Origin of the sequence: Myroides fluvii, from assembly GCF_009792295.1 — a bacterium.
Taxonomy (GTDB): Bacteria; Bacteroidota; Bacteroidia; order Flavobacteriales; family Flavobacteriaceae; genus Flavobacterium; species Flavobacterium fluvii_A.
Window position 1 is genome coordinate 2141113 of sequence record NZ_CP039934.1, and the last position, 24584, is coordinate 2165696.

General features: G+C 36.8%; 14 protein-coding genes, 2 tRNA genes and 1 rRNA gene. 14 read left to right on the plus strand and 3 right to left on the minus strand.

Annotation, left to right across the window (positions count from 1 at the left end):
- The first annotated feature begins 2 nt into the window (after positions 1-2).
- Positions 3-1145: a cytochrome-c peroxidase gene (locus FBR08_RS09765; RefSeq protein ID WP_199268587.1), complete on the plus strand. Its 1143-nt coding sequence runs from the start codon at positions 3-5 to the stop codon at positions 1143-1145.
- A 174-nt stretch (positions 1146-1319) separates the two neighbouring features.
- Here FBR08_RS09765 and FBR08_RS09770 read toward each other — a convergent pair whose 3' ends face one another.
- Together FBR08_RS09770 and FBR08_RS09775 are read right to left on the minus strand one after the other, a co-directional pair.
- Positions 1320-2201 carry a helix-turn-helix domain-containing protein gene (locus FBR08_RS09770; protein ID WP_158962537.1) on the minus strand — a complete coding sequence of 294 codons (882 nt, stop codon included), beginning with the start codon at positions 2199-2201 and terminating at the stop codon, positions 1320-1322.
- Positions 2202-2926: 725 nt separating this feature from the next.
- Positions 2927-3457 carry a GNAT family N-acetyltransferase gene (locus FBR08_RS09775; protein WP_158962538.1) on the minus strand — a complete coding sequence of 177 codons (531 nt, stop codon included), beginning with the start codon at positions 3455-3457 and terminating at the stop codon, positions 2927-2929.
- Positions 3458-3675: 218 nt separating this feature from the next.
- Here FBR08_RS09775 and brnQ point away from each other — a divergent pair, with 218 nt between their 5' ends.
- Positions 3676-4983 (plus strand): branched-chain amino acid transport system II carrier protein, encoded by a 1308-nt coding sequence (brnQ, locus tag FBR08_RS09780; protein WP_158962539.1) that lies wholly within the window; start codon positions 3676-3678, stop codon positions 4981-4983.
- A gap of 32 nt (positions 4984-5015) precedes the next feature.
- Here brnQ and FBR08_RS09785 read toward each other — a convergent pair whose 3' ends face one another.
- Positions 5016-5966, minus strand: coding sequence for a 3',5'-cyclic-nucleotide phosphodiesterase (locus FBR08_RS09785; protein ID WP_158962540.1), 951 nt, complete (start codon positions 5964-5966; stop codon positions 5016-5018).
- 173 nt (positions 5967-6139) lie between these two features.
- Here FBR08_RS09785 and FBR08_RS09790 point away from each other — a divergent pair, with 173 nt between their 5' ends.
- The 12 genes from FBR08_RS09790 (at position 6140) to FBR08_RS09845 (ending at position 24551) form a co-directional block, all read left to right on the plus strand.
- A complete protein-coding gene (locus FBR08_RS09790; RefSeq protein ID WP_158962541.1) occupies positions 6140-6685 on the plus strand; it encodes a sigma-70 family RNA polymerase sigma factor in 546 nt (181 codons plus the stop codon).
- A gap of 117 nt (positions 6686-6802) precedes the next feature.
- Positions 6803-7720 (plus strand): FecR family protein, encoded by a 918-nt coding sequence (locus FBR08_RS09795; protein ID WP_158962542.1) that lies wholly within the window; start codon positions 6803-6805, stop codon positions 7718-7720.
- A gap of 8 nt (positions 7721-7728) precedes the next feature.
- The gene (locus tag FBR08_RS09800; protein ID WP_158962543.1) at positions 7729-11151 is read left to right on the plus strand and encodes a SusC/RagA family TonB-linked outer membrane protein; all 3423 of its coding nucleotides are present in this window, start codon (positions 7729-7731) and stop codon (positions 11149-11151) included.
- 2 nt (positions 11152-11153) lie between these two features.
- Entirely contained in the window at positions 11154-12827 is a 1674-nt protein-coding gene (locus tag FBR08_RS09805; protein ID WP_158962544.1) for a RagB/SusD family nutrient uptake outer membrane protein, read from the plus strand.
- Positions 12828-12829: 2 nt separating this feature from the next.
- Positions 12830-14068: a YdcF family protein gene (locus FBR08_RS09810; RefSeq protein WP_158962545.1), complete on the plus strand. Its 1239-nt coding sequence runs from the start codon at positions 12830-12832 to the stop codon at positions 14066-14068.
- A gap of 37 nt (positions 14069-14105) precedes the next feature.
- Positions 14106-15305, plus strand: a complete 1200-nt coding sequence (locus tag FBR08_RS09815; protein ID WP_158962546.1) for a DUF5689 domain-containing protein — start codon at positions 14106-14108, stop codon at positions 15303-15305.
- An 11-nt stretch (positions 15306-15316) separates the two neighbouring features.
- Positions 15317-18538 (plus strand): SusC/RagA family TonB-linked outer membrane protein, encoded by a 3222-nt coding sequence (locus FBR08_RS09820; protein ID WP_158962547.1) that lies wholly within the window; start codon positions 15317-15319, stop codon positions 18536-18538.
- A gap of 11 nt (positions 18539-18549) precedes the next feature.
- Positions 18550-20301, plus strand: a complete 1752-nt coding sequence (locus tag FBR08_RS09825) for a RagB/SusD family nutrient uptake outer membrane protein (protein WP_158962548.1) — start codon at positions 18550-18552, stop codon at positions 20299-20301.
- Positions 20295-21173 carry an endonuclease/exonuclease/phosphatase family protein gene (locus FBR08_RS09830; protein ID WP_158962549.1) on the plus strand — a complete coding sequence of 293 codons (879 nt, stop codon included), beginning with the start codon at positions 20295-20297 and terminating at the stop codon, positions 21171-21173. Before FBR08_RS09825 ends, FBR08_RS09830 begins: the two co-directional genes overlap by 7 nt.
- A 1556-nt stretch (positions 21174-22729) precedes the next feature.
- Positions 22730-24247: ribosomal RNA gene (locus FBR08_RS09835) — 16S ribosomal RNA — on the plus strand.
- A gap of 69 nt (positions 24248-24316) precedes the next feature.
- Positions 24317-24390, plus strand: a tRNA-Ile gene (locus FBR08_RS09840).
- An 87-nt stretch (positions 24391-24477) separates the two neighbouring features.
- Positions 24478-24551: transfer RNA gene (locus FBR08_RS09845), tRNA-Ala, on the plus strand.
- Positions 24552-24584 lie beyond the last annotated feature (33 nt).

Here is a 24584-nt window from a genome sequence, read left to right on the forward strand (position 1 = left end):
ACATGAATAGAAAGCTAGTAATTGCCTTTTTTTTGAGTATTGGTGGACTTTTGAGTTTTACCAATGCTCCCAAAATATTGAATTCGAGTGATCCCGAATACAAGGCAATCATTGAAAGTTATAAACAACCCTTAGCCTTGTGGCCTAAACCGACAATAGATGAAGGAGTGGATTGGAAAGAGTTTGCCAGTATTCAGCGAGATACCGCTTTTTTTACCACACAAGAATTACCAGAAGTGATTTTGGGGAAGATGCTTTTTTTTGATCCTAAATTATCTCAATCAAATCAAATTTCATGTAGTACGTGCCACGATCCTGCAATGGGATGGACTGATCGTAGAACAGTAGCGTTGGGACATGATCATTTGGAAGGTATGCGAAATACACCAAGTTTATATAATATGGCTAATCGCACTGTCTTTTTCTGGGATGGCAGAGCAACTAGTTTAGAAGAACAAGCAGGAGGACCTTTAAGTGCGCACAATGAAATGGCAATGGATGTAGATGTGTTGCCAAAAAAAATAAAAAAAATAGAAGGATATAAACCACTATTTAAAGCAGCATACGGAGATGAAAAAGTTACCTATGAGCGAATTGTAGGCGCCTTGGCAACTTTTCAGCGTACAATTAAAAGCCAACCCAGTCGTGTTGATCTTTTTGTCGATGGTAAATTGGACGCAATGACGGATCAAGAGATATACGGCATGCATCTATTCAGAACCAAAGGACGCTGTATGAACTGTCATCATGGTCCTGATTTGACAGATGATCAATTTCACAACATTGGATTGACTTATTATAAGAGGAAATTCGAAGATTTAGGACGCTATAATATTACAAAAGACCCCAATCACACGGGGCAGTTTAAGACTCCCTCTTTGCGGGATTTGTTGTTAACTCGACCGTGGATGCACAATGGCTTTTTTGATAACTTGGAAGGAATTGTCAATATCTACAACAGTGGAATGCACATGATCGATCCATCGCCTGAGAAAAAAGAAGCAGACCCTTTATACCCTGTTACAGATCAATTAATGCAACCATTAAAACTGAATAAAGAGGAAGTAAAAGCCATCGTCGCTTTTTTAGAGTCATTATCTGGTAGTCGATATAAAATGAAAAGACCCGATTTTCCAAGAGAGTAAAGCAATTGAGGAATATTTAAAGGGAGAAAAATCAAGCGTAAAATAACAAACAAGCCGTTCCCAAAAGGAACGGCTTGTTTGTCAAGTGGAGTACTTGACGTGTCTTTTTGTGAATGAACCATTGAGGTGTTTATGAAGATATAGGAGCGTTATAGAAAAGTACGCGGAAATTAATTATTTCCTTAATTGCTTTGGTGAATATCCAGTGTATTTTTTCACAAAACTTGAAAAATAGGTGGCGTATTCAAATCCAAGTGTAAAAGCTATTTCTGAAACACTTAAATTGGAGTTTTTTAATAACCTTTGAGCTTCAATGAGTATTCGCTCTTGAATGATAGCTGTGGTAGACTTCCCAAACGTTTGTTTTACAACATAGTTTAAGTAGTTTGTGTGAACCTCTAGCACTTCTGAATAATCGGTCGCTGTACGCAAGCGAACCGTTTGCTCTTTATGCGTTATCGGAAATTGTTTCTCTATTAATTCTAGAAATTGAGAACACAGTCTATTTGTTGCATTTCGCTTTTCGGAAAATGTAAATTCTCCGGTTAGTTTGTTTGCCTGATGAATAATAATCTCAATGTAGTTGCGCAGAATCTCTTGCTTTAAAGGGTAGTCCTGTTGTTGTTCTAAAACAATATTCTCAAATAAACTCTTGATCATCCTGTCCTGCTCCTTGTTTAAGGAATAAATCGGAGTAGTCTGTAATGCTTGTAATGTTAAGCGAATTTCATTGCTTTGGTAACCGAGAAACGTATTGGTAAACAAACAAAAAAAGCCATCAGGTGAATCCGATGTTGGCTCAAGAGTATACGTAGATAGTGGATTAGAGAAAAAAAGTGTGGGTCCTTTAAATTCTCTAGTTTCTGTTCCACAGAACAATTTGCTTTTACTGTTTAGGTACGACACCTTATAATGTGTTTTTATATTATAAGAAATCAAATGTTCTTTCCCTTCTTTTTGCGAATAAACAGCGAATTCTTGAGAATTGGTATCGCATAAGGGGGCTAGTTCTTTTTCTATAACATCTAGCTCTAATGTTGGAGTTAAGTACGTCATTTTTTCGCTTCGTTTTTCTTAATATTAGTTTTTTGAATGCTTATGGAATGCGTGTATACTATTATGTTTTATGGCTAATGGTAAAAATATGTATAATTGTAACTTAAAATTTGACAAAAACTCATTATTTATTGTGTTTTTCAATTATTTATTTAAAAATATTTAGTTTTTTTAATTTTATTTGTATTGTTAATTGTTTTTATTAGGTTTTTTCTCCATTCTTTTGGAGAAAAAAAATATGAAGGAGGTAAAATAGCTGGGATTTGATTTGTAATGGAATTTTTTACTTGTACTTTTTAATCTTGGGTGTAGGGGAGACCTGAAAAACAGAGGAATACTAGCTAGTTGTTTTACTTCTAAAATGGAAAAAGAAGGAAAATTGTGTAGCTTCATTTTTTTAAAATTCTATACAATTTAGCTGGGAATTATTTTAAACTTTTCAGGAGCCATTTTGAAGGTAAAGAGGGGCTTTTGCGTAAATTGAAATTAATTTTTCATGGAAAATTTGTAGTTACCTAGTCCATGATCGAGTGATTTAATCTCAAATTTTATTACGGGGAATACATCCTCTTCGTTACTTCTCAATATTCGTTTAGTAAATGAGAAGCTTTTGGATTGAAAAGATATAGGAGCAATCGAATAGATCTAGCGGAAGAAACTGCTTATGCCGCACCAATAAAGCAGGTAGAACGGCTGTGAAATAAGCGCGAAGTAGTATTGAATAACTATTTTCGGGGTGTAATATTGTAGTGGTAAATGAGTTTTCTCACAGTGGCTTGAATTTCTTCAGAAGAGGTATACTGAAACCCACAGCGTTCGAGAAGTGATTTTGAATGAACATTCGATTCAAAAAGTTGTGCGCAAACCACAGTATAATAAAAATGCTGTTCAAGGTGAATAAGCAACGCCTGTAGAAGTTCTGTAGCCAATCCCTTTTTCCAAAAAAACTCGTGTAGAATGTAGCCGATTTCAATTTGACGATGAGAATTGATACAAGGAAATAACCCCAATTCACCAATTAATATCGTTGTCTCTTTAGTTTTGAGTACAATTTTGTACAACCCTAATTGTTGAGGATATAATTTTTGATTCAGCTGATATTTAATTGCCAAATCCTCAGCTGTCCAACGTACTTTGTTATTGGGAATCCAACGCATTGTATTGCGATTATTGTGAATCTCCAATAGAGAAGAAAGGTCTTGATCTAAGTGAATGGGTTGAATCAATAAACGCGAAGTCTCTAGTATAGTCGACATACAAATACAAGTAGATTGATGGATATAAAAATAAACAGCCTAAATTTAGGATTCTTTTCCATTAAATAGTGCGAAAAATCTGATAAAGTATAGGGTTAATATTTTATATTGTGCAAGAAATTTGAGTTTAGATTAAAAAGAGCATGATATTTGTAGGATAATAGACAGATATCTTTTGGATATATAAAATAAAGTTGAATAAAATATAAAATAATCAAATGAAAACGAAGTCAATCAATAATATATTAACAATCGGATTTGCATTGTTCGCCATGTTTTTTGGGGCGGGAAATATTATTTTACCCCCTATTATAGGCTTGATAACTGGAGAAGAATGGGATTCAGCTGTTTTTGGATTTACGATTACCGCTATTATTGCTCCCTTTTTGGGAATATTAGCTGTTTTATTTTCTGGCGATGAGTTCACTGATCTTGGAAAGAGAATCAATAAAACGATTGGAGTCATTTTGGCCACCGCTATTATTTTAAGTATTGGACCTCTTGTTGCAATTCCCCGTACTGCTGCTACTACCTTTGAAGTAGGATTATTGCCTATTTGGCCTAACTTTAATCCCATCGTCTCTTCTGTTTTATTCTTTGCGGTAACTTTAGCCTTATCTATATCTCCCTCAAAAGTCGTTGACATTATTGGAAAATACTTAACGCCTTTATTATTGGTCTTATTGGCTATTATGATTGCCATGGGGATACTTTATCCGTTACACCCTACAACAGATACTGGGATTGGAGCAGCGGAATCCTTCCGCAGGGGTTTCGCAGAGGGATACCAAACCATGGATGTATTGGCTTCTGTTATTTATGCAGGAATTATTATTGCTGCGGTCAAAGCAAAAGGCTATGTTAGTGCAGAAGCAAAAACAAGAGTGACTTTCCTCTCTGGCGCAGTGGCTACAATCTGTCTTTTGTTTATCTATGGCGGATTAGTTTATCTCGGAGCAACTTCTGGATATGGAGATGCCACGAATCTAAAAAGAACAGAATTATTGCTGTATATTTCCAATCAGGTATTGGGATCCCAAGGAACAATAGCTTTATCTCTTTGCATTGCATTAGCTTGTTTAACTACGGCAATCGCCTTAGTATGTGCAACAGGAACCTTTTTTAATCAGTTGACCAAGGGAAAAGTAAGCTATAAAACAATTGTGATTGCTACTTGTGTGTTTTCCGCTGTTTTAGCCGTTAACGGTGTGGATAAAATCATTGATTATGCCGGGCCATTCTTGGGAATTATCTATCCAATTACATTAACTTTAATATTGTATATCGTTGTCTTTGGGAAAATTGTAAAACGAAAAATTCCTTTTGTTGGTGCAATCGCTACGACAACTGTTTTTTCTATCGTTCAATTTATAATTGGTTTGACTATCGACACAACAGCCGAAGAAAGCACCGTTTTTCAATTGAACGAATGGATTAAGAAAATTCCACTATACAACTATGATGTACCTTGGTTACTTCCTTCTTTTGTCGTTTTTGTTATATTATACCTATTCAATCGAAAATAAAAAAAATCCCATTCTCAGAATGGGATTTTTTTTTATTTTAAAATGATTCTTTCTCCTTGTTCTGGAAAAATATAGTGTACTTGTAGAGGATTGTTTTCTTTTAATTCTCTTTTAATTGTTTCAATCTGATTACCTGAAGGCTTTAAATGAGTAATAATAATAGTCAAGTCTCTCAACTCTTTTCGATTGGTATATTGTGCTAGTTTACTCAATTCTTCAGTTAATAATTTTGGAGTTAAATGCCCAAATAGTAAATGTTCAGGTTGACTATTGGGAAAAGACACTTCTATTAAAATAGTTTTTAGGTTTTTATTTTGAACAAGAGGAGCAATATACTCCCATATGGTCGTTAAATGATTGGTTTTTTCAATGCGATCGGCTCCTGTATCTCCAAAGTAGAGCACATAATCGCTATTGTTTCTCAATAAAATAGCTGAACTCTTTTGTGGACTCACATGACTTAATTCAAATAGTTCTGCAGAAAAAGTGGTGTTGTCAATAGAAAAAGTATGGAAGGGCTTCATCTTCGCATACGTATATTTCCCTAATATTGGAGATTCTCCTTCATTGCCAAAATTTGCCCAAGATGCATTGGTGAAATAGTTGTTTTTGAAAATATCGGCAACAAAAGGCAAAGAATAAATAGGTTTCGCTGAATCTTCTGGTGAATTGATCAGTAAGCCTGAAAGATGATCTAAATGACCATGCGAAATAAAGTATCCTTTAATGTACTGCTGTAGTACAGTTTCAAAAGAAACATCAAAAGTTCCCTTTTCGATTGCTTTGTTTATTCCGCTTCGTATTGTTCCAGCATCAAGAGCTATATAGCTATTGCTCTTTTCTACTCCTAATAAATAGCAAGATAAATTGCTTTCATCCCCACCACCATAAACGCCCAGTGGAATAATTTCAAGGTTCTGTGCAAATATGGATGAAGTACAATAGAGTAAAAAGGTACAAAGGGTGAAAAATAACTTCTTCATTATATGTATGTATTTCGTGCAAAAGTACGGATAATCGAGGTAGAGGTTATCGATATTTTACTTTTTTAGGGAAGTAAAAAGTTAACTAATCGGTTGGTAACAGTTTAGTAATAGATTAATAAACTATAGATTCTTCTCGGACCATACCTTTGACTCGAATAAAGTATAGAAGAATGAATTTAAAGGATAAATGGATCAACGATCACTTTGAGTTGTATTGGGATGAATTGTATTGTTATTCTTGTAATATTGTTCGAGATCGTCAGTTAGCAGAAGACGTAGTACAAGAAGTTTTTGTACAGATATGGAATAATTTTCATCAATTATCCATTTTGGATGCTAAGTCATACCTAATGAGAAGCGTTCGAAATCGAAGTATTTTGGCCCTTAAAACAGTCGATTTTGATACCATTCAATTGGAAACAGTTTATCACACTTTAACGCAGAATGAAAACTTATCTGAGGAAGAGCAAGGGTATTACAAGGAAGAATTAGTTCATCTTATTTTTGCTAAAGCCAAAGAAGTACTGCCAAAACGCTGTTTGGAAGTATTTCAATTGAGATACGGTAGTCACCTTAGTTATAAACAGATTGCAGAACAATTGAGTATTTCTGAAAGTACAGTGGATAAGCAAATTCACAAAGCAATTAAAAGCCTGAAAACGAACTTACCGTATGCTATTGATGTGATGACAGTATTGGTTTTTTTGAGCCTATAGGACGTTTGATTTAGATTAACCCAACTTGTGCTATATTATCTAATTGTTAAGAATCAAAAGAAGGGATGGGGAGAATGAGTAAATACTCGCTCTTAGTTATAGAAACCCAGAACACCTATGATTAAAAAGTTTAGACAACTTTGTGGCAAGTATCTGAATCAAACTGCTTCATCTTCGGAAAAAAAGGTAGTGGATGATTTTATTCAAACCCTGCAAGAACAACCATTCGTTAACCGCGATCAGGTAAAAGACGATAAGCAGTTGAAACAGCGAATGTACAGTAGAATTAAATTTACTACTGGAATTAAAAAAAGACAACAAAAGCGAAAGCAACAAGCTTTATTTGTATTAACCCTCGTTACACTACTTATAAGTGGTATAGGGTTGTCTGTCGATTTTTTCTTTTCAAACCATAAGCAGTATTCTGTTGCTTTAGGAGAAAAAACGCAATCTATCCAATTAGATGATACGACAACAGTGACTTTAACCCCAGGTTCTAAACTGATGGTTTCCAATGATTTTAATACTGTTAATCGACAGGTACAGTTAGAAGGAGAAGCATTTTTTAATGTTGCTCGAAATGAAGCTAAACCCTTTATCGTTCAAACAAATCAAGTCGCTGTTGCCGTATTGGGAACCTCTTTTTTAGTGAATGATCACGAAGTTGTAGTGAAAACGGGGAAAGTAGTGGTGGAAAACCAACAAGAAACTCAAACAGATAAAGTCTGGCTTACAGCACATGAAAAAGTGACATTTTCGAACGGGGAATTTAAGAAGTCTCTTGTGGATGTCTTGTCTTTATATTCGAGTTATAAAGCAGCACTCGTAATGCACGAAATACCGCTATTAACGTGGAAAAAAATAATTGAAGAAGAGTTTAATGTTTTAGTTCAAATAGAAGATCTACCTCAAACAGAACTTTATACAACGGGAGATTTTAGATCTACTTCACTTCAAGATATTGTACATAGTTTTTGCTTTATCCATCAGGTAAAGTACACGGTTTCGGGCTCTCATATACGCCTTGAAAAATAGCTGTAAAAATGAAGAGGATAAAAGGAACGTATCTGAAAATGTGTTTTGTTTTAGGGGTAGTGACTTTCGGTCATTTGAATCTTTTTGCTTTTTGTGTGCCCGTTCAAATGGAGAAAACAAATGATGTACTTGTGTTTCAAAGTAAAGTAAACAGTCTAGCCACCGTTTTTAGTTCCATAGAGAAACAAACCAAATTTAGAGTGGTGTATTCCCTAGAAGCTATAGATACGTCTTTGATGATTCACCTGACTTCGAAGCACATCAAATTGATTGATTTGTTGGATCATATAGAAAGAGAAAAAGAAATTGACTATAGTTTAAGTGGTAATCTCATTTCATTTAAAAATAGACTTCACCTCAAAGAAGGGGAAAATAGTGCTGATTTTGTGGAACAAATCCATGATATTCAAGGAAATGTTCAAGATACACAAGGGAATCCTTTAGCCTATACCGCTGTGCGTCTTATTCATTCAAATACATGGAGTTTAACAGATGGACAAGGGAATTTTGTCCTACAACTGAAGGAAGGAAGGATTAACCCTGTATTGTCTGTAGCGTTATTAGGGTATGAAAGTAAACAGATTCCAATAACGAAAGCCAATAGTCAACAGCTCTTTATTCGGTTGAACAAAGAAAATAAAAGTTTAGAAGAAATTATTATTACAGGATATTCAAGCCAATTAAAGGCAGATTATACAGGTTCTACAGTACAAATATTTGGCAATCAGCTTCAAGACTTACCTCAATCGGATATAGTAGATATGTTGAAAGGTAAGGCTGCTGGGGTTCAGGTATTTAGCGAAAACAGCCCTGGTGGAGGTAACTCCTTAGCTATACGAGGATTAAATACAATGAATACAAACGACCCGCTTATTTTGATTGATGGCGTTCCTATAGTCAATGGGTTGAATACGATTAACCCAAATGATATTGAGAAAGTTTTGATTTTAAAAGATGCGGAAGCATCTATTTACGGTTCTCGAGCAGCTAATGGTGTGTTGTTAATCACAACGAAAAAAGCCAATCAAACGGGTGAGGTTGTTTTGGAGGTAAACAGTTATGGTGGCATTCAATACGCCGTTAATTTGCCTAAAATGCTGAATGCAAAAGAATATGGACAGATGCTGTGGCAGGCTTATCGAAATGATGGTGTTCTTCCTAATCATACCATTTACGGAAATAATCCACAACAGAGTCGTATTCCGGAATATTTGACTACCGATCGCAGTATTCGAAGTGCAGATGTTAATTGGGTAAAAGAAATTTTTACTCCCGCACGTATTCAGTCGCATAGCTTTTCTATTTCCAAAGGGGATACCTTATCGCAACAGCGGTTTGGATTGGGGTATTTTGAACAACAAGGCATCCTCAGAAATACGTACTTTAAACGTCTAAATGCGCGATATAACTCAAATTATCACTTATTAGATGCCCATCTTACAGTGGGAGAAAACTTCAATGTATCCTATGCAGAACAAGTGGAGATAGGTTCAAACAAGGCGCTAAATTCGATTGTTTACGACGCTTATATGTATCCCTCAATTATTCCTATTTATGACGAAAAAGGGGAGTTTTCAGGTAATCCCATTAATGATAGACAAAATCCTTTAGGTAGGTTGTATCGAAATAAAGATAATAAACGCAAAGAAATTCGCGCTGTAGGTAATCTTTTTGCCCAAGCAACTTATGCAGATTTTACTTTTCGAACTTCTATGGGAATCGATTTTCTCAATATAAATAGTAAGCGTTTTGAAAAAACATTTGATGAACTATTTGTTCAACAAGCCGTCAATACCTTGACAACGGAGAATAGATACAATTATCAATGGGTATTCAGCAATACATTGAATTTTAAACGACGCATGAGAAAACACAATGTTCAAGTGGTAGTGGGACAGGAAGCCATACAGTATTACTATGAAGGACTATCCGCTTCTCGAGATAACTTCTTACAAGAGGATGGTACCCATTGGTTTTTAGATTATGGAACAGAGAATCAATTGAATTCGGGAAATGCGTACCAATGGAACTTGAATTCCTACTTCGCCAAAGTCAATTATGCTTTCAATCGAAAGTATTTATTCACTGCTTTAGTAAGGCGAGATGGTACCTCACGACTAAAAAATTACCGATGGAGTAATTTTCCTGCACTTGCTGTTGGATGGAAGATCAATGAAGAGGACTTTTGGCCATCAACAGTTAAAAATAATAGACTTATGGTTAAGTTGAATTGGGGAATTAGTGGTAATCAACAGGTACCAACGTATTCAACGGTGCAAAGTTTTAGCCACAACAATTACAATTCGAATTATGATATTGAAGGATCACAATATACATCAGCAACAGGTTTGGTCTCTACACGGGTGGCTAATGCTGATTTGCGTTGGGAGTCCACCCGTCAAATTGATGCTGGTATAGAAGCCACTTTTTTTAAAGACAAACTCCAAATTGCGGTAGATTACTACACCAAAAAAACAAAAGATCTCTTAGTTTATCGCTCTTTACCTTTGACTTTTGGCGCTGCACATAACGGACAGTGGATCAATGATGGAGCTGTAGAAAATAAAGGAGTAGAAATGACTATTGCCTATCGCAATTCGTTTCGGGAGTTGGACTACGGAGTCACATTAGCCTTTACAAGTAATAAAAATAAATTAACCCGTTTGCAATCCACCTCTTATTTGTCTATTCCCAGTTCGTCTTTACACGATGTTAATTTTGGACAAGAAGTATCGCGCACAAGAGTTGGACATCCAATAGGTGCTTTTTACGGTTACGTGTCCACAGGGATTTTCCAGAACCAAACGCAAATTGATGCATATGGATTACAACCCAATGCTCAACCAGGGGATCTAATTTTTCTTGATTTCAATAAAGATGGTGTGATAAATCATGAGGATAGAACGCAAATAGGAACACCACATCCCAAATTTACGGCTAGTTTAAATTTAAATTTTACGTATGAAAACTTCGATTTGCAGTTGTTTTGGATTGCTAGTTATGGCAATGATATCTATAATTTAACCAAATATCAGTCGCACTTTTTTAATCAAGAGGCGTATAATAAATCAGCTCACGTATTAGGCGCATGGACCCCTGAAAATACGAATACGTCAATTCCTCGTCTAACAAGGGATGACCCCAATAACAATATTCGTCCTTCTTCCTACTATATCGAAGATGGTTCCTTTCTCAAATTGAGTAATGTACAATTTACTTATACTTTTTCTCGTAAAAAAGAACAGAAGACGAAGTTTAGCGCTTTCCTACAACTTAGTAATGTCTTTACGCTTACCCGATATAGCGGATTAAGTCCCGAAGTAGGATTTCAAAATTATACTAGTAACAATAAAAGTCTAGATCTAGGAGTGGACCGAGGACTATATCCTCCGGCCCGAACAATGTCTCTCGGGTTTACAATACGATATTAACGATGAAAAAATCGATCTTTTTATTTTTTACTTTCTCGGTGTATAGCTTGTTAGTTGGTTGTCTAAGTGCTTGTTCAGGGGATTTTTTAGACGAATCACCTAAAGGACAAATTAGCCCAGATCAAATGGCAACGGAAGAAAATATTGAGAAAATGATTATTAGCGCTTATCAACTTCTCAATGGACAGATGGATAATTCTTCTAATGCAATGAATTCACCCGCTTCAAATTGGAGCTTTGGTGATGTGGTTTCGGATGATGCCTATAAAGGAGGTGGAGGAACAGGAGATCAAGCTCAGATTCACCGCATGGAATTATATCAAACCGATCCAACTATTGTTGATGTTGAAAGAAAATGGAGTGTGTTATATGAAGGGATTCACCGCGTAAATAGTGCGTTGCGCTTGTTGAATCAAGTAAAGGATATGGAGCAGACGTCAAAGGAAAGAAGACAAGGAGAATTGTTCTTTCTACGTGGACATTACTACTTCGAGTTAAAACGCCTTTATAATCAAATCCCTTATATTGATGAGACGGTAGTCGAGATTGATGCATTTTATGTCTCTAATGTAGTATATGGGTCAGAAGAACTCTGGGAAAAAATCGCATTGGATTTTGAACGCGCAAGCGAGCGACTTCCCGTCGTACAAAAGGAGGTAGGAAGGCCTACCGAAACAGCAGCCCTAGCTTATGCAGCTAAAGTGAGACTCTATCAAGGAAAATGGAACGAAGTACTCCAATTGTCTCAACGTGTACTGGATAGTTCTTTTGATTTGTATGAAGATTTTGAAGGACTCTTTTTACCCGAAAATGACAACAACAAGGAAATCCTTTTTGCAGTTCAACACGCAATTAATGATGGTAGTTTTAAAAACTACAACGGCAGTGTGGGAGATCGACTTGCAGCACCTGGCGGACCCTTTTATCCACAATATGGATTTCATCGACCTTCGCAGAATTTAGTTAATGCCTATAAAACAGATGCAAGGGGGTTGCCATTAGGCGGAAATATAGACCTTACAGAAGAGGATTATGTGGATCCTCGACTGGATCATACCATAGGAAGACCCGGTATCCCTTATCGAGATTTAGGTGTTGTTTATCAAGCTAGTTGGGCAAGAGATGAAGCTACTTACGGCCCTTACGCTCCTAAAAAGAGAATCGTATCCGCCAAGTCTCCTTACTATAGTAAGACCTGGCCTTATGTGTCCTCGCTGAATTATTATGTCATTCGATATGCAGAAGTTTTACTGTGGAGAGCTGAAGCACTTGTTGAGGTTGGAGATTTTACTCAAGCCCAAGCACTTGTTAATAAAATTCGAAACCGAGCAAAAAATAGTAGCTACGTAAAAAAGATAGCAGAAGCTGCCTTTGCTGCTAATTATAAAATAGAACCGTATTCCCAACCGTGGAAAACACTCGATGAAGCAAAAAATGCGGTTCGATTAGAATCGCGCTTAGAATTAGCCCTAGAAGGGGAACGCTTTTTTAATCTCGTTCGATGGGAAATTGCCGCTGAGGTCATCAATACACAGTATTTACCTAAAGAAAAGAAAAAGAGAAACTTTTTAACCAATGCTTATTTCCAAGAAGGGAAAAATGAATATTTCCCTATTCCACAGCGCTATATCGATGGCGCAGGTCCAATTAAAATAGTACAAAATCCAAATTATTAAATATGAAAAAATTAATGTTGCTCTTGGTTAGTTTAGCCTGGGGTACGACCAGTTCCGCTCAAGAGCATCACACCAATGAAACCGTTGAACGATTAAAGGAAAGTAACTTTTATTTTTTAAATCAAATACTGAAAAATAAAACGGTATCCGATCAACTTAAAAAGAATAAAGTGTTAGCTGAATGGACAGCGAGCCAAAGGGAAGCACTAGCTCAACACGAAAACCTGAAAGAAATACAAGAAGCAAGTCAAGTGGTAGCCCCTTATCTTTTTTCTACTGAAACAATTAATTTGATTGTTCAAGCATTCGACCTTTCGCAAGGTCAAACGGCTATTCAAACGTTGATTCAAGAAATGAAGCTTTCAGGTAAATATGCCAATTACGCAACATTAACTGATAAAGCGTTTCTCGAACAGGTTCTTCGATTAAACCTAGAGGGGCTGAATCATACCCTAGCAGTATATGGAAAAGGGAGTGATCCTTATTACCCGAATATTGACGCAGTATCCTATGACGTGAATTCCAATTACTACCAACGAACTTTGTTGTATTGGTCTAGTCATTTGATGAAAAATGATAAAGTAAATCCCCTGTTTTTTGAAAGATCCTTGAATTATGCGTTGTATTTAATGTATGCAAATCATCGAGATGAAGGGGTGCGCTACGAACCTTTAGATGAAAAGTATAATGCAACAGCACAAGCATATGCTCAAGAAGTAAATTTTAAGGAATACCCCTACAATACGTTGATCGTGCTAGGAGATGGTCCAACCAATTATCGTGACCCATTATCCGCTTTGGGGAAACTCAATCTAGAAATTGCCGTCGCCCAATATAAGCAAAAAAAAGCCCCTTTCATTATTGTGTCAGGAGGACATGTTCATCCCAATCGAACCGCAACTTGTGAAGCAATAGTAATGAAAGATGAATTGATGCGTATTTATGGTATTCCTGAAAAAGCCATTATTGTGGAACCTTATGCCAGGCATACTACAACAAATCTTCGAAATGCAACACGCTTGATGTTGAGGTATGGATTTGATCTCACACAAAAAAGCATGATCGTCAGCCATTATAACCACATTCGAATGATTCATGACGATAAATTTAAAAAGCGATTTATTCAAGAACTCGGCTATTTACCAGGAGAATTCATAGAAATAGAACAAGGAGAACTATTGGAATACTATCCCGTAAAAGTAATGACACACATCAATCCATTAGAACCTTTAGATCCATAAAAAAATTATAGCAATCAAAAACTAAAATTCAATTCAAATGAAACAAAAGTTGTTTTTTTTATTATCCTTAGTAAATCTTGCTTTTTTAGCAAGTTGTTCAACCTCAGATGAGAATAAGGAAACAAATCCTCAGCCTAAGACGATTGAGCATCTGAGAAAAGTAGTATTGTCTTCCGACTTGAAATTCGGTCCCACTTTAATCACTGGTGTTGTAGTAAATGATCCTGCTCAAGGAAATACGGAACACAACTATCTCGTGGTACAAGACAAAAAAGCTAAAGCAGCTGTTGTTTTAGAACTTACCAATGCTGTGCGATACAAAGTAGGGGAAGTAGTAGAAATTAATCTTGACGGAGCTACCTTACAAGAAGTTGAAGGTGAAAAAATTGTTAAGAATATTTCAGGAGTACACGTAAAAACGACAGGAGAAAAAGTGGTTTTATCGCCTTTGACTGTTGATCTATCAACATTAAAAAAAGAAGTACAGTACTGGGGACCCATACTCGTCATGTTAGACGATGTTCGGGTAGATCCTAAAGGAAGCGCCACTTGGTTTGGTAGTCATGAAATAAGTGATGGAATTACCACGGCTAAACTAGTAGTTCGAAAAGAAGCTCAATTTGCAGATCAAGCAATTGCAAATAAATTAGCAACCGTTGTGGCTTTAGCTCGAGTTGGTCAGGGTGAACTTCGATTAATGCCCAGATCATTAGAAGATATGGCATTGAAGATTTCTGAACTAAAAGAAGACTTTGAACAAAGCTCAAGTAGTTCTTATGATGTTAAAAGCTTGGTTTTTAGAACTGGAGAATGGATCATCGATGGAGGGATTACTGCTACAACAGAGGCTGATTTAAAAAATGGTGCACAGTCTATCCGATTACAAGGTCACGAAACAAATGAATTGCGAAAAGGAATTCTAAGTATGAACTTCGATTTAGAAGAAGAGGTACAAACAATTAAAATACACCATGGAATTTATCCTGCAAAAGCAGAGGTGAATAATGAAAATCCAACAGTTTTGCGTGTTGAAGTATCTGTAGATCAGGGAGCTAATTATCAGTCTGTTGGAGAGTTTGAAGTAGATACAAAAGCAGATGTTTTAAAAGTAGCTGAATTCAAAATTGACGCAAACCAAAAAGGAAAAATGAGATTTAGAATTGTAAATATTTCTCAACCTTTTGAAAATGGTAATAGACCACGCGTAAATATAGATGATATTATATTCGGATTCTAAGCTGAAAAAAAATGAAAAAACTTACCTATATAAAGCATATTGTTTTTACTTTATTTCTACTACTCTTAACGAGTGGATATGCACAAGTACAAGTAGTTTCCATAGAAGGAAAAGTAGAAGCTTCCGATGGTCATTTACCCGGAGCAATCGTTAGAGAACTAGTTTCGTCAAAAACAGTAGTTACGGATTTAGAAGGGCGTTTTAAAATTCCCATATCAACCAAGCAAGGTTGGTTAGAGATTTCTATGTATGGTTATAGTACCAAAAAAGTTGCCTTTGAAGCCGGAAAAGAACTGCACATTTACCTATTAGAAGAAAATAAGCAGTTAGATGAGGTGGTCGTGGTAGCTTATGGAGAACAGAAAAAAGAAAATTTAACCGGTGCAGTGGATCAGATTAAAGGAAGTGAACTAGAAAATAGACCACTGCCAAATGCTGCCCTTGGATTACAAGGATTGGTGGCAAATTTGAATATCGCTCCCACGGACGGTAAACCAACACAATCACCTCGTTTTAATATTCGAGGGGCGACTTCAATTGGACAAGGAGGAAGTGCATTAGTATTGATTGATGGGGTAGAAGGAAACCCTGCACTTTTAAATGCAAATGATATCGAAAGCGTTTCAGTATTAAAAGATGCCGCTTCAGCCGCTATTTATGGAGCAAGAGGTGCTTTTGGGGTCGTGTTAATCACAACTAAAAAACCAAAAAAAGATCATTTTGTGATTTCGTATAGCCAAAACATGAGTTTTAAGAAACCAACGCGAATTCCCGATTTTGTAACAGATAGCTATACGTGGGCTTCTATGTTTAATGAGGCCTTCTCTAGCTGGAATAACTATAGTAGTACACCGCAAAATGTCAATAAGACTATGCCGTTTTCTCAAGCATACTTACAAGAATTGGAAAGAAGATCCAAAGACCCTAATGCACCCAAAGTTGAGATTGACCCCTTAACAGGAGAATATATCTACTATGATAATACCGATTGGCAAAAATTACTCTATAAAGATCAAACCTATGCACTAACACATAATTTGTATTTGTCAAGTGGAACAGATAAAAGCCAATTTTCTTTAAGTGGTCAAATTATCGACCAAAAAGGAATGTTCCGCTACAATTCAGACGATTACAAAATGTACAATTTTAGAGCAGTCGCAAGCTCACAGTTAAAATCTTGGTTGGATTTCTCCAATACATTTTCTTTTGCAAAAACAGAATACCACAATCCTTTGAATGTTGGAGAAGCAGGAGGAATTTGGCGAAATATGGTAGCAGAAGGTCATCCAATGAGTCCAATGTTAAATCCTGATGGTACGCTAACACATTCGGCTGCTTATACAGTGGGAGATTTTTACTATGGTAAAAATGGAATGGACAAAAACAATAAATTATTCAAGAACACCACGAGCTTTAAAGCTAACGTACTAGCAGAAACACTAAGTGTGAATGCTGATTTCACTTATCAAATGATGATAGACGAAGAAACGAGAAGAAGAGTTCCCGTTCCTTATAGTAAAGCTCCCGGTGTTATTCAATATTTAGGAGCTAGTACAAATGACTATCGCGTGATGAATCGAAATACGGAGTTTTTAACGTCCAATCTCTATGTAAAGTACAAACACCAATTGAATAAACACAATTTCAATGTCTTAGTAGGACTGAATCAAGAGATGTCAACATTTAAAAGCACAGGTTCTCAGCGCAATGGCTTATTATTTGATGAGGCGAATGATTTGAATTTAGCAACAGGTGAAGCGATGATTGTATCTGGAGGTTATGAGAGATGGACGGTACTAGGTGGGTTTTATCGCCTTACTTATGATTACGATAATCGCTATTTACTTGAACTTAACGGGAGATATGATGGTTCTTCGAAATTTCCTGCCAATGAGCGTTTCGCTTTCTTTCCATCTGTATCTGCTGGCTGGAATATATCGAATGAACCTTTTTGGACTGTCTCTCCTCAATATATTAGTTTGTTGAAAGTAAGAGGATCATATGGAGCCCTAGGAAATGGTAATATTCGTTCCTACTCCTTTGTTGAACAATTGGCAATTAATAGAGAATTGAGAATCTTAAATGGAGAATTAGCTAATTATACTTCTGCTCCAGGTGTAATTCCAAAAGGATTAACCTGGGAAACAGTAACCACGCAAAACCTAGGATTAGATGTTAATTTTTTTAATAATCGCTTGACATTTAGTGGGGATGTTTATTCGAGAACCACTAAAGATATGTTTACTTTAGGGCCTGAACTTCCTGCTGTTTTTGGTTCAAGTTCACCAAAAGGAAACTATGCAGACTTGCGTACAAAAGGGTGGGAAATTACAGTGAACTGGAGAGATCAATTTACTGTCTTAGCGAAACCTTTCAAATATAATGTACGATTTACGTTAGCAGATAATACAACTGAAATCTTAAAATACAACAACCCGACACAAAAATTAAATGATTATTATGAAGGACAGCGTCTAGGTGAAATATGGGGGTATGTAACGGATGGTTTCTTTACATCAGAAGACCATATTAAAGGATCGGCCAATCAAGACCTGTTTAGCTCAACAGCACAAGGCGTTTGGAGACCAGGAGATATTAAGTTCTTAGATTTGAATAACGATGGTGTCATTGATAATGGTGATAATACCGTAGGTAATCCTGGTGACCGAAAGGTGATAGGAAACGCTTTACCGCGTTATACTTTTGGTTTGCAGTTATCAGGTGATTGGAATAATTTCTTCTTCTCTGCATTTTTTCAAGGGGTAGGAAAACAAGATTGGTACCCAAGTAAAGGCGCGAATTCATTCTGGGGACAATATAATGCTCCTTATGGGCACCCACTACAATCACAATTAGATGATATCTGGACAGAAGAAAATCCAAATGCTTATTTTCCGCGTTATACGGGGTATTTAGCTTGGTCTGATTCAGGAACTTTACGCCAAACACAAACCAAATATTTGCAAAATGTAGCCTATATCCGTTTGAAGAATATTCAGTTGGGATATGATTTAGCTCCATTGCTCCCTAAACACTTAGGAGTAGAAACACTTCAACTTTATGTTTCAGGAGAAAATTTGTTTACGTATTCTCCTTTCTATAAACGTTCTAGTGCAATAGATGTTGAAAATATTGGATCTTCTGATCAAGATGTTGCGAATACAAACCATGGAGATGGATTCAATTATCCAATCTTAAAGAGTCTCTCCTTTGGTATTAATATTAGTTTCTAAAATTTAGTAGTATGTCAAAAGTAAATTATTTCTGTATTTTTTTGTTTCTGTGCTGCATCAGTTGTTCAGAATTAGATCAAGATCCTGTGTCAACTGTAAGTAGTGAAGCCGTATTTAACAGTGAGAAGGGATTGGAGTTATACGCAAAATCCTTCTATCAAATATTGCCTACGACGAATGAAATTCTCCGTGGTGATAATATGGCAGATTTCATTGTGCGAAAAGATGTACCTAACTTCTTTAGGCCTGGTGCCTTTGGGCCTAAACAATCGTCAGGCTGGACCTGGGGACAATTGAGAAACGTTAATTATTTTTTGGAACACAATATCTCCAAGCAAATTGATCTAGAAACGAAAAATCATTATAATGGAATTGCTCGTTTTTTTAGAGCCTTGTTTTATTTTGAGAAAGTCAAGCGATTTGGAGATGTTCCTTGGATTAATAAAACCCTTGATGTAGATGACCCACTTCTTTATGGTACGAGAGATTCAAGAGTTGTAGTCATAGATTCAGTCATGAAGGATCTAGATTATGCATTCACTCACATTAGAACATCAAAAGATGCAACAAAGACTTTGATTACCAAAGAAGTAGCTGCTGCTTTTAAAGCAAGAATAGCCTTGTTTGAAGGAACCTATAGAAAGTACCACACAGAACTGAATCTAACAGCAACAGCAGATCAATTGCTACATCAAGCCGTCAAAGCATCAGAATTAGTAATTGAAAGTGGGGTATATAACTTAAATACAAAGTCAGATAAACCGTACCGCGATTTATTTATTAGCAATCAACCAACTAACGAAGAATTTGTGTTGGTCAATGCTTATGATAAAGAATTAGGTGTTTTACATGATGCAAATTGGTACTATACTAGCGCTTCCTATGGGGACCGAATTAGCTTTACGCGTAGTTTTATGAATACATTTTTAAATCGTGATGGAACTACTTTTACAGCTAATCAAACGTACAAGACTAAAAGCTTTGTAGAAGAAATCGAAAATAGAGACGGACGATTAGCTCAATTAATCCGTACAAAAGGATACCAAAGAAATGTAGGAGGGAATTTGACGTTAACACCTCCAGTATTTAGTTATACCTACAGCGGATATCAACCTATTAAATGGGTAAAAGACGATGTGTTCTATGACAGTGGGCGTAATAATGATAATGTGGTTCCTGTCATGCGATACGCTGAGGTTTTGTTAAATTATGCTGAGGCTCTTGCGGAACTTAACTTGATGTCCGAAGAACATTGGCAACATACAATTGGAAAATTAAGAGCAAGAGCTGGAATTCAAAACAGTGAACGCAAACCTCAAGTAGTCGATACCTACCTACAAACAACTTTTTATACTCAGGTTTCAGATCCCATTTTGTTAGAAGTAAGGAGAGAACGTGCCATCGAATTAGCTTTAGAAGGATTTCGATTTGACGATGTGGTTCGATGGAAAATGGGGCAATTATACGAAAAAGGCAGAAATGGGATGTATGTGAAACAACTAGATGAACCTTTAGATTTAAATAGTGATGGTGTTTTGGATGTCGTATTTTATATCGGTAAACCCAAAGACCAAATCCCAGGTGTACAATACGTCAATGTGGATCCCAGTAAAGGAGGGTTACGCTTATCAGAAACAACACATGGGGAATTAGAATGGTTGTGGAATGACCCAATACAATGGGAGGATAAATTTTATTTATATCCTATCCCAGAAAAAGATTTATTAATTAATACAAATTTAAAACAGAATCCTGGATGGTAAGAGTTAAAACAACAGTTAATCGAATAGCAAGTGTAGCTATCTTAATGTTCACATTGGCTTGTAATTCAAGTGACAATGGAATCGAAAAAGGAAAAGATAAAGAACAAGAACATCAAGACGAACAAACGGAGCAAAAAGCTACGCTGAAATTGATGAGTTATAATATTCACATTGCTAATCCGCCCTCAAAAGGCGATGGTTTTGTAGATTTAGATGCTATTGCCGCAATAATTAAGGATGAAAACCCTGACGTAGTCTTACTACAAGAAGTAGATCGATTCACAGATCGTTCAGGAAAAACAATTGATCAAGCAGTAGTATTAGGAGAGAAAACAAATATGAATTACTACTTTGCTAAAGCATTGAATCGATCGAATGGTGAATATGGGGTAGCAGTTTTGACTAAGAAAGAACAAAAACTAACTGTTAAACATAGCCTTCCTGGTGCAGAAGGAACTAAATCTGAATTGAGAACTATTGGTTTAGTAGAGATTGAACTAGCTCCAGAAAAAAGTATATACGTCGCTTCTACCCATATTGATCATTTAGAAGACAGAAGTAAACAAGTACAACTAAGAGAAATGATGAACTTCTTAACTACTTATAATGCTAAACCTATTTTTATAGGAGCAGATTTAAATATGCCTCCTACTCATCAACTGTGGAATTCTTTATCAACCATGTTTCAGATGGGGTGTATAGGAACTTGTCCCTTAACTGCACCAGCTAACAAACCGAGAACTACGATTGATTATTTGATGATGAATGAAAAAGCACAGGAACAATTTAAGGTTACCGAATATTACACGGTAAAAGATGATTATGCTTCTGATCACTTCCCAGTAGTGATGAAAGTAGAATACACAAAGTAATTGTAGCGTAAAGGTTATTGATTTTAAAAAAATTATTGCATTCGTGTATAATGAAAGCTTCCTTCGGGAAGCTTTTTTTTGAAAAAGTGTTTTTTAAAAGAAAGGACCTATGGCCATGTGTCCGTACGGTTTGATTCTCTCCTTATATATATAGGTAGGGAAAAATGGTTATTTTCCCTTTGTTCAAAATACTTTTTTTAAACGCAATCTCCTTTTATTGCATGTATTCCCCCAAAAAGCGACTTACAAAAAGGCAAAAATGCCCCTTACTTATAGATTTACCCCCTTTTATTGGATGCATTCCACAAAAAAGCAACGTACAAAAAGGCAAAAAAGCCCCTTACATATAGTTTCCTCTCCTTTGAATTGATGTATTCCACAAAAAAGCAACGTACAAAAAAGCAAAAAAGCCCTTTACTTATAGATTTATTACCTTTTATTGGATGCATTCCACAAAAAAGCAACGTACAAAAAGGCAAAAAAGCCCTTTACTTATAGATTTATTCCCTTTTATTGGATGCATTCCACAAAAAAGCGACTTACAAAAAGGCAAAAATGCCCCTTACTTATAGATTTATCCCCTTTTATTGGATGTATTCAGCAAAAAAGCAACTTGCAAAAAGGCAAAAATGCCCCTTACTTATAGATTTATCCCCTTTTATTGGATGCATTCCACAAAAAAGCAACGTACAAAAAAGCAAAAAAGCCCCTTACTTATAGATTTATCCCTTTTTATTGGATGCATTCCACAAAAAAGCGACTTACAAAAAGGCAAAAATGCCCCTTACTTATAGATTTATCCCCTTTTATTGGATGTATTCCACAAAAAAGCAACGTACAAAAAGGCAAAAAAGCCCTTTACATATAGTTTCCTCTCCTTTGAATTGATATGTTCCACAAAAAAGCAACGTACAAAAAAGCAAAAAAGCCCCTTACATATAGTCTCCTCTCCTTTGAATCGATGCATTCCACAAAAAAGCAACTTTCAAAAAAGCAAAAAAGCAAAAAAACTTTAAGCTGTAAAAGGTAGCATAATAGCGAGTTGCGAATAAAGGTGTAAAATCATTGCAAAAAAAGCAACAAATAATTTGGAAGTGGCAAAAAAGGTGCTACTTTTGCATCCGCATTAAACAAGCAGACGTTCATAGAAAAGCAGAGGAAAAGACGACAGATTGGTTCAGAAATATTTTTCAAAAATAAATTTGGATTAATGAAATAAAGAGTCTTATCTTTGCAGTCCGCTTCAGTAAACACTGAGGATTGGCAAAAAGGGAAGAAAAATTTTTTCTCAAAAAGTTTTGCCAGTTCAAATAAAGTTTTTACTTTTGCACTCGCTTTAGTAACCGACTGGTTGACGAGGGATACAGAAAAAAAATCAAATTTTTTTTTGTCAAATCGAAAAAGTTGATTACTTTTGCACTCGCTTCGAAAATCAAGTAGTAGCGAGATTGAAACACGATCATAGACATATTGGACAACAGCATACAAAATAAAGAGAGTAAGGTGATTTTAGGATCACGAATAAACTAGCTAACTTTTTACAATATTAAAAATATACGATGAAGAGTTTGATCCTGGCTCAGGATGAACGCTAGCGGCAGGCCTAACACATGCAAGTCGAGGGGTATAGAGAGCTTGCTTTCTAGAGACCGGCGGATGGGTGAGTAACGCGTATGCAACCTACCTTTCACAGAGGAATAGCCCGGAGAAATTCGGATTAATGCTTCATGGTTTAATTGGATGGCATCATTTGATTAATAAAGATTTATCGGTGAAAGATGGGCATGCGTATCATTAGCTAGTTGGTGTGGTAACGGCATACCAAGGCGACGATGATTAGGGGTCCTGAGAGGGAGATCCCCCACACTGGTACTGAGACACGGACCAGACTCCTACGGGAGGCAGCAGTGAGGAATATTGGTCAATGGAGGCAACTCTGAACCAGCCATGCCGCGTGCAGGATGACGGTCCTATGGATTGTAAACTGCTTTTGTACGGGAAGAAATGTATCTACGTGTAGATATTTGACGGTACCGTAAGAATAAGGATCGGCTAACTCCGTGCCAGCAGCCGCGGTAATACGGAGGATCCGAGCGTTATCCGGAATTATTGGGTTTAAAGGGTTCGTAGGCGGTTTAGTAAGTCAGTGGTGAAATCTTACAGCTTAACTGTAAAATTGCCGTTGATACTGCTAGACTTGAATAGTATGGAAGTAATTAGAATATGTAGTGTAGCGGTGAAATGCTTAGATATTACATGGAATACCAATTGCGAAGGCAGATTACTACATACTTATTGACGCTGATGAACGAAAGCGTGGGTAGCGAACAGGATTAGATACCCTGGTAGTCCACGCCGTAAACGATGGATACTAGCTGTTCGGTTTTCGGACTGAGTGGCTAAGCGAAAGTGATAAGTATCCCACCTGGGGAGTACGTTCGCAAGAATGAAACTCAAAGGAATTGACGGGGGCCCGCACAAGCGGTGGAGCATGTGGTTTAATTCGATGATACGCGAGGAACCTTACCAGGGCTTAAATGTAGATTGACAGGTTTAGAGATAGACTTTCCTTCGGGCAATTTACAAGGTGCTGCATGGTTGTCGTCAGCTCGTGCCGTGAGGTGTCAGGTTAAGTCCTATAACGAGCGCAACCCCTATTGTTAGTTGCCAGCGGGTCATGCCGGGAACTCTAACAAGACTGCCGGTGCAAACCGCGAGGAAGGTGGGGATGACGTCAAATCATCACGGCCCTTACGTCCTGGGCTACACACGTGCTACAATGGCCAGTACAGAAAGCAGCTACCAGGCAACTGGATGCGAATCTCAAAAACTGGTCTCAGTTCGGATTGGAGTCTGCAACTCGACTCCATGAAGCTGGAATCGCTAGTAATCGGATATCAGCCATGATCCGGTGAATACGTTCCCGGGCCTTGTACACACCGCCCGTCAAGCCATGGAAGCCGGGGGTACCTGAAGTCGGTCGCCGCAAGGAGCTGCCTAGGGTAAAACTGGTAACTAGGGCTAAGTCGTAACAAGGTAGCCGTACCGGAAGGTGCGGCTGGAACACCTCCTTTCTAGAGAAAAAAAGAGGTTGGTTTATTTACTCTCGCTGTTTGTTCAAATATAAAATAAGTAATATACAGAGTCTCGTAGCTCAGCTGGTTAGAGTACTACACTGATAATGTAGGGGTCGGCAGTTCGAGTCTGCCCGGGACTACTAAGTATTACAAAGGAAATTCTAGAGGTTAGTTAAACCGTTGAAAGTTACTGTTAACCGTAAACTGTTAGCTGTTGACCTAAAAACGGGGGATTAGCTCAGCTGGCTAGAGCGCCTGCCTTGCACGCAGGAGGTCATCGGTTCGACTCCGATATTCTCCACAAGGACTACGGTCCAAAACGATCATTGACATA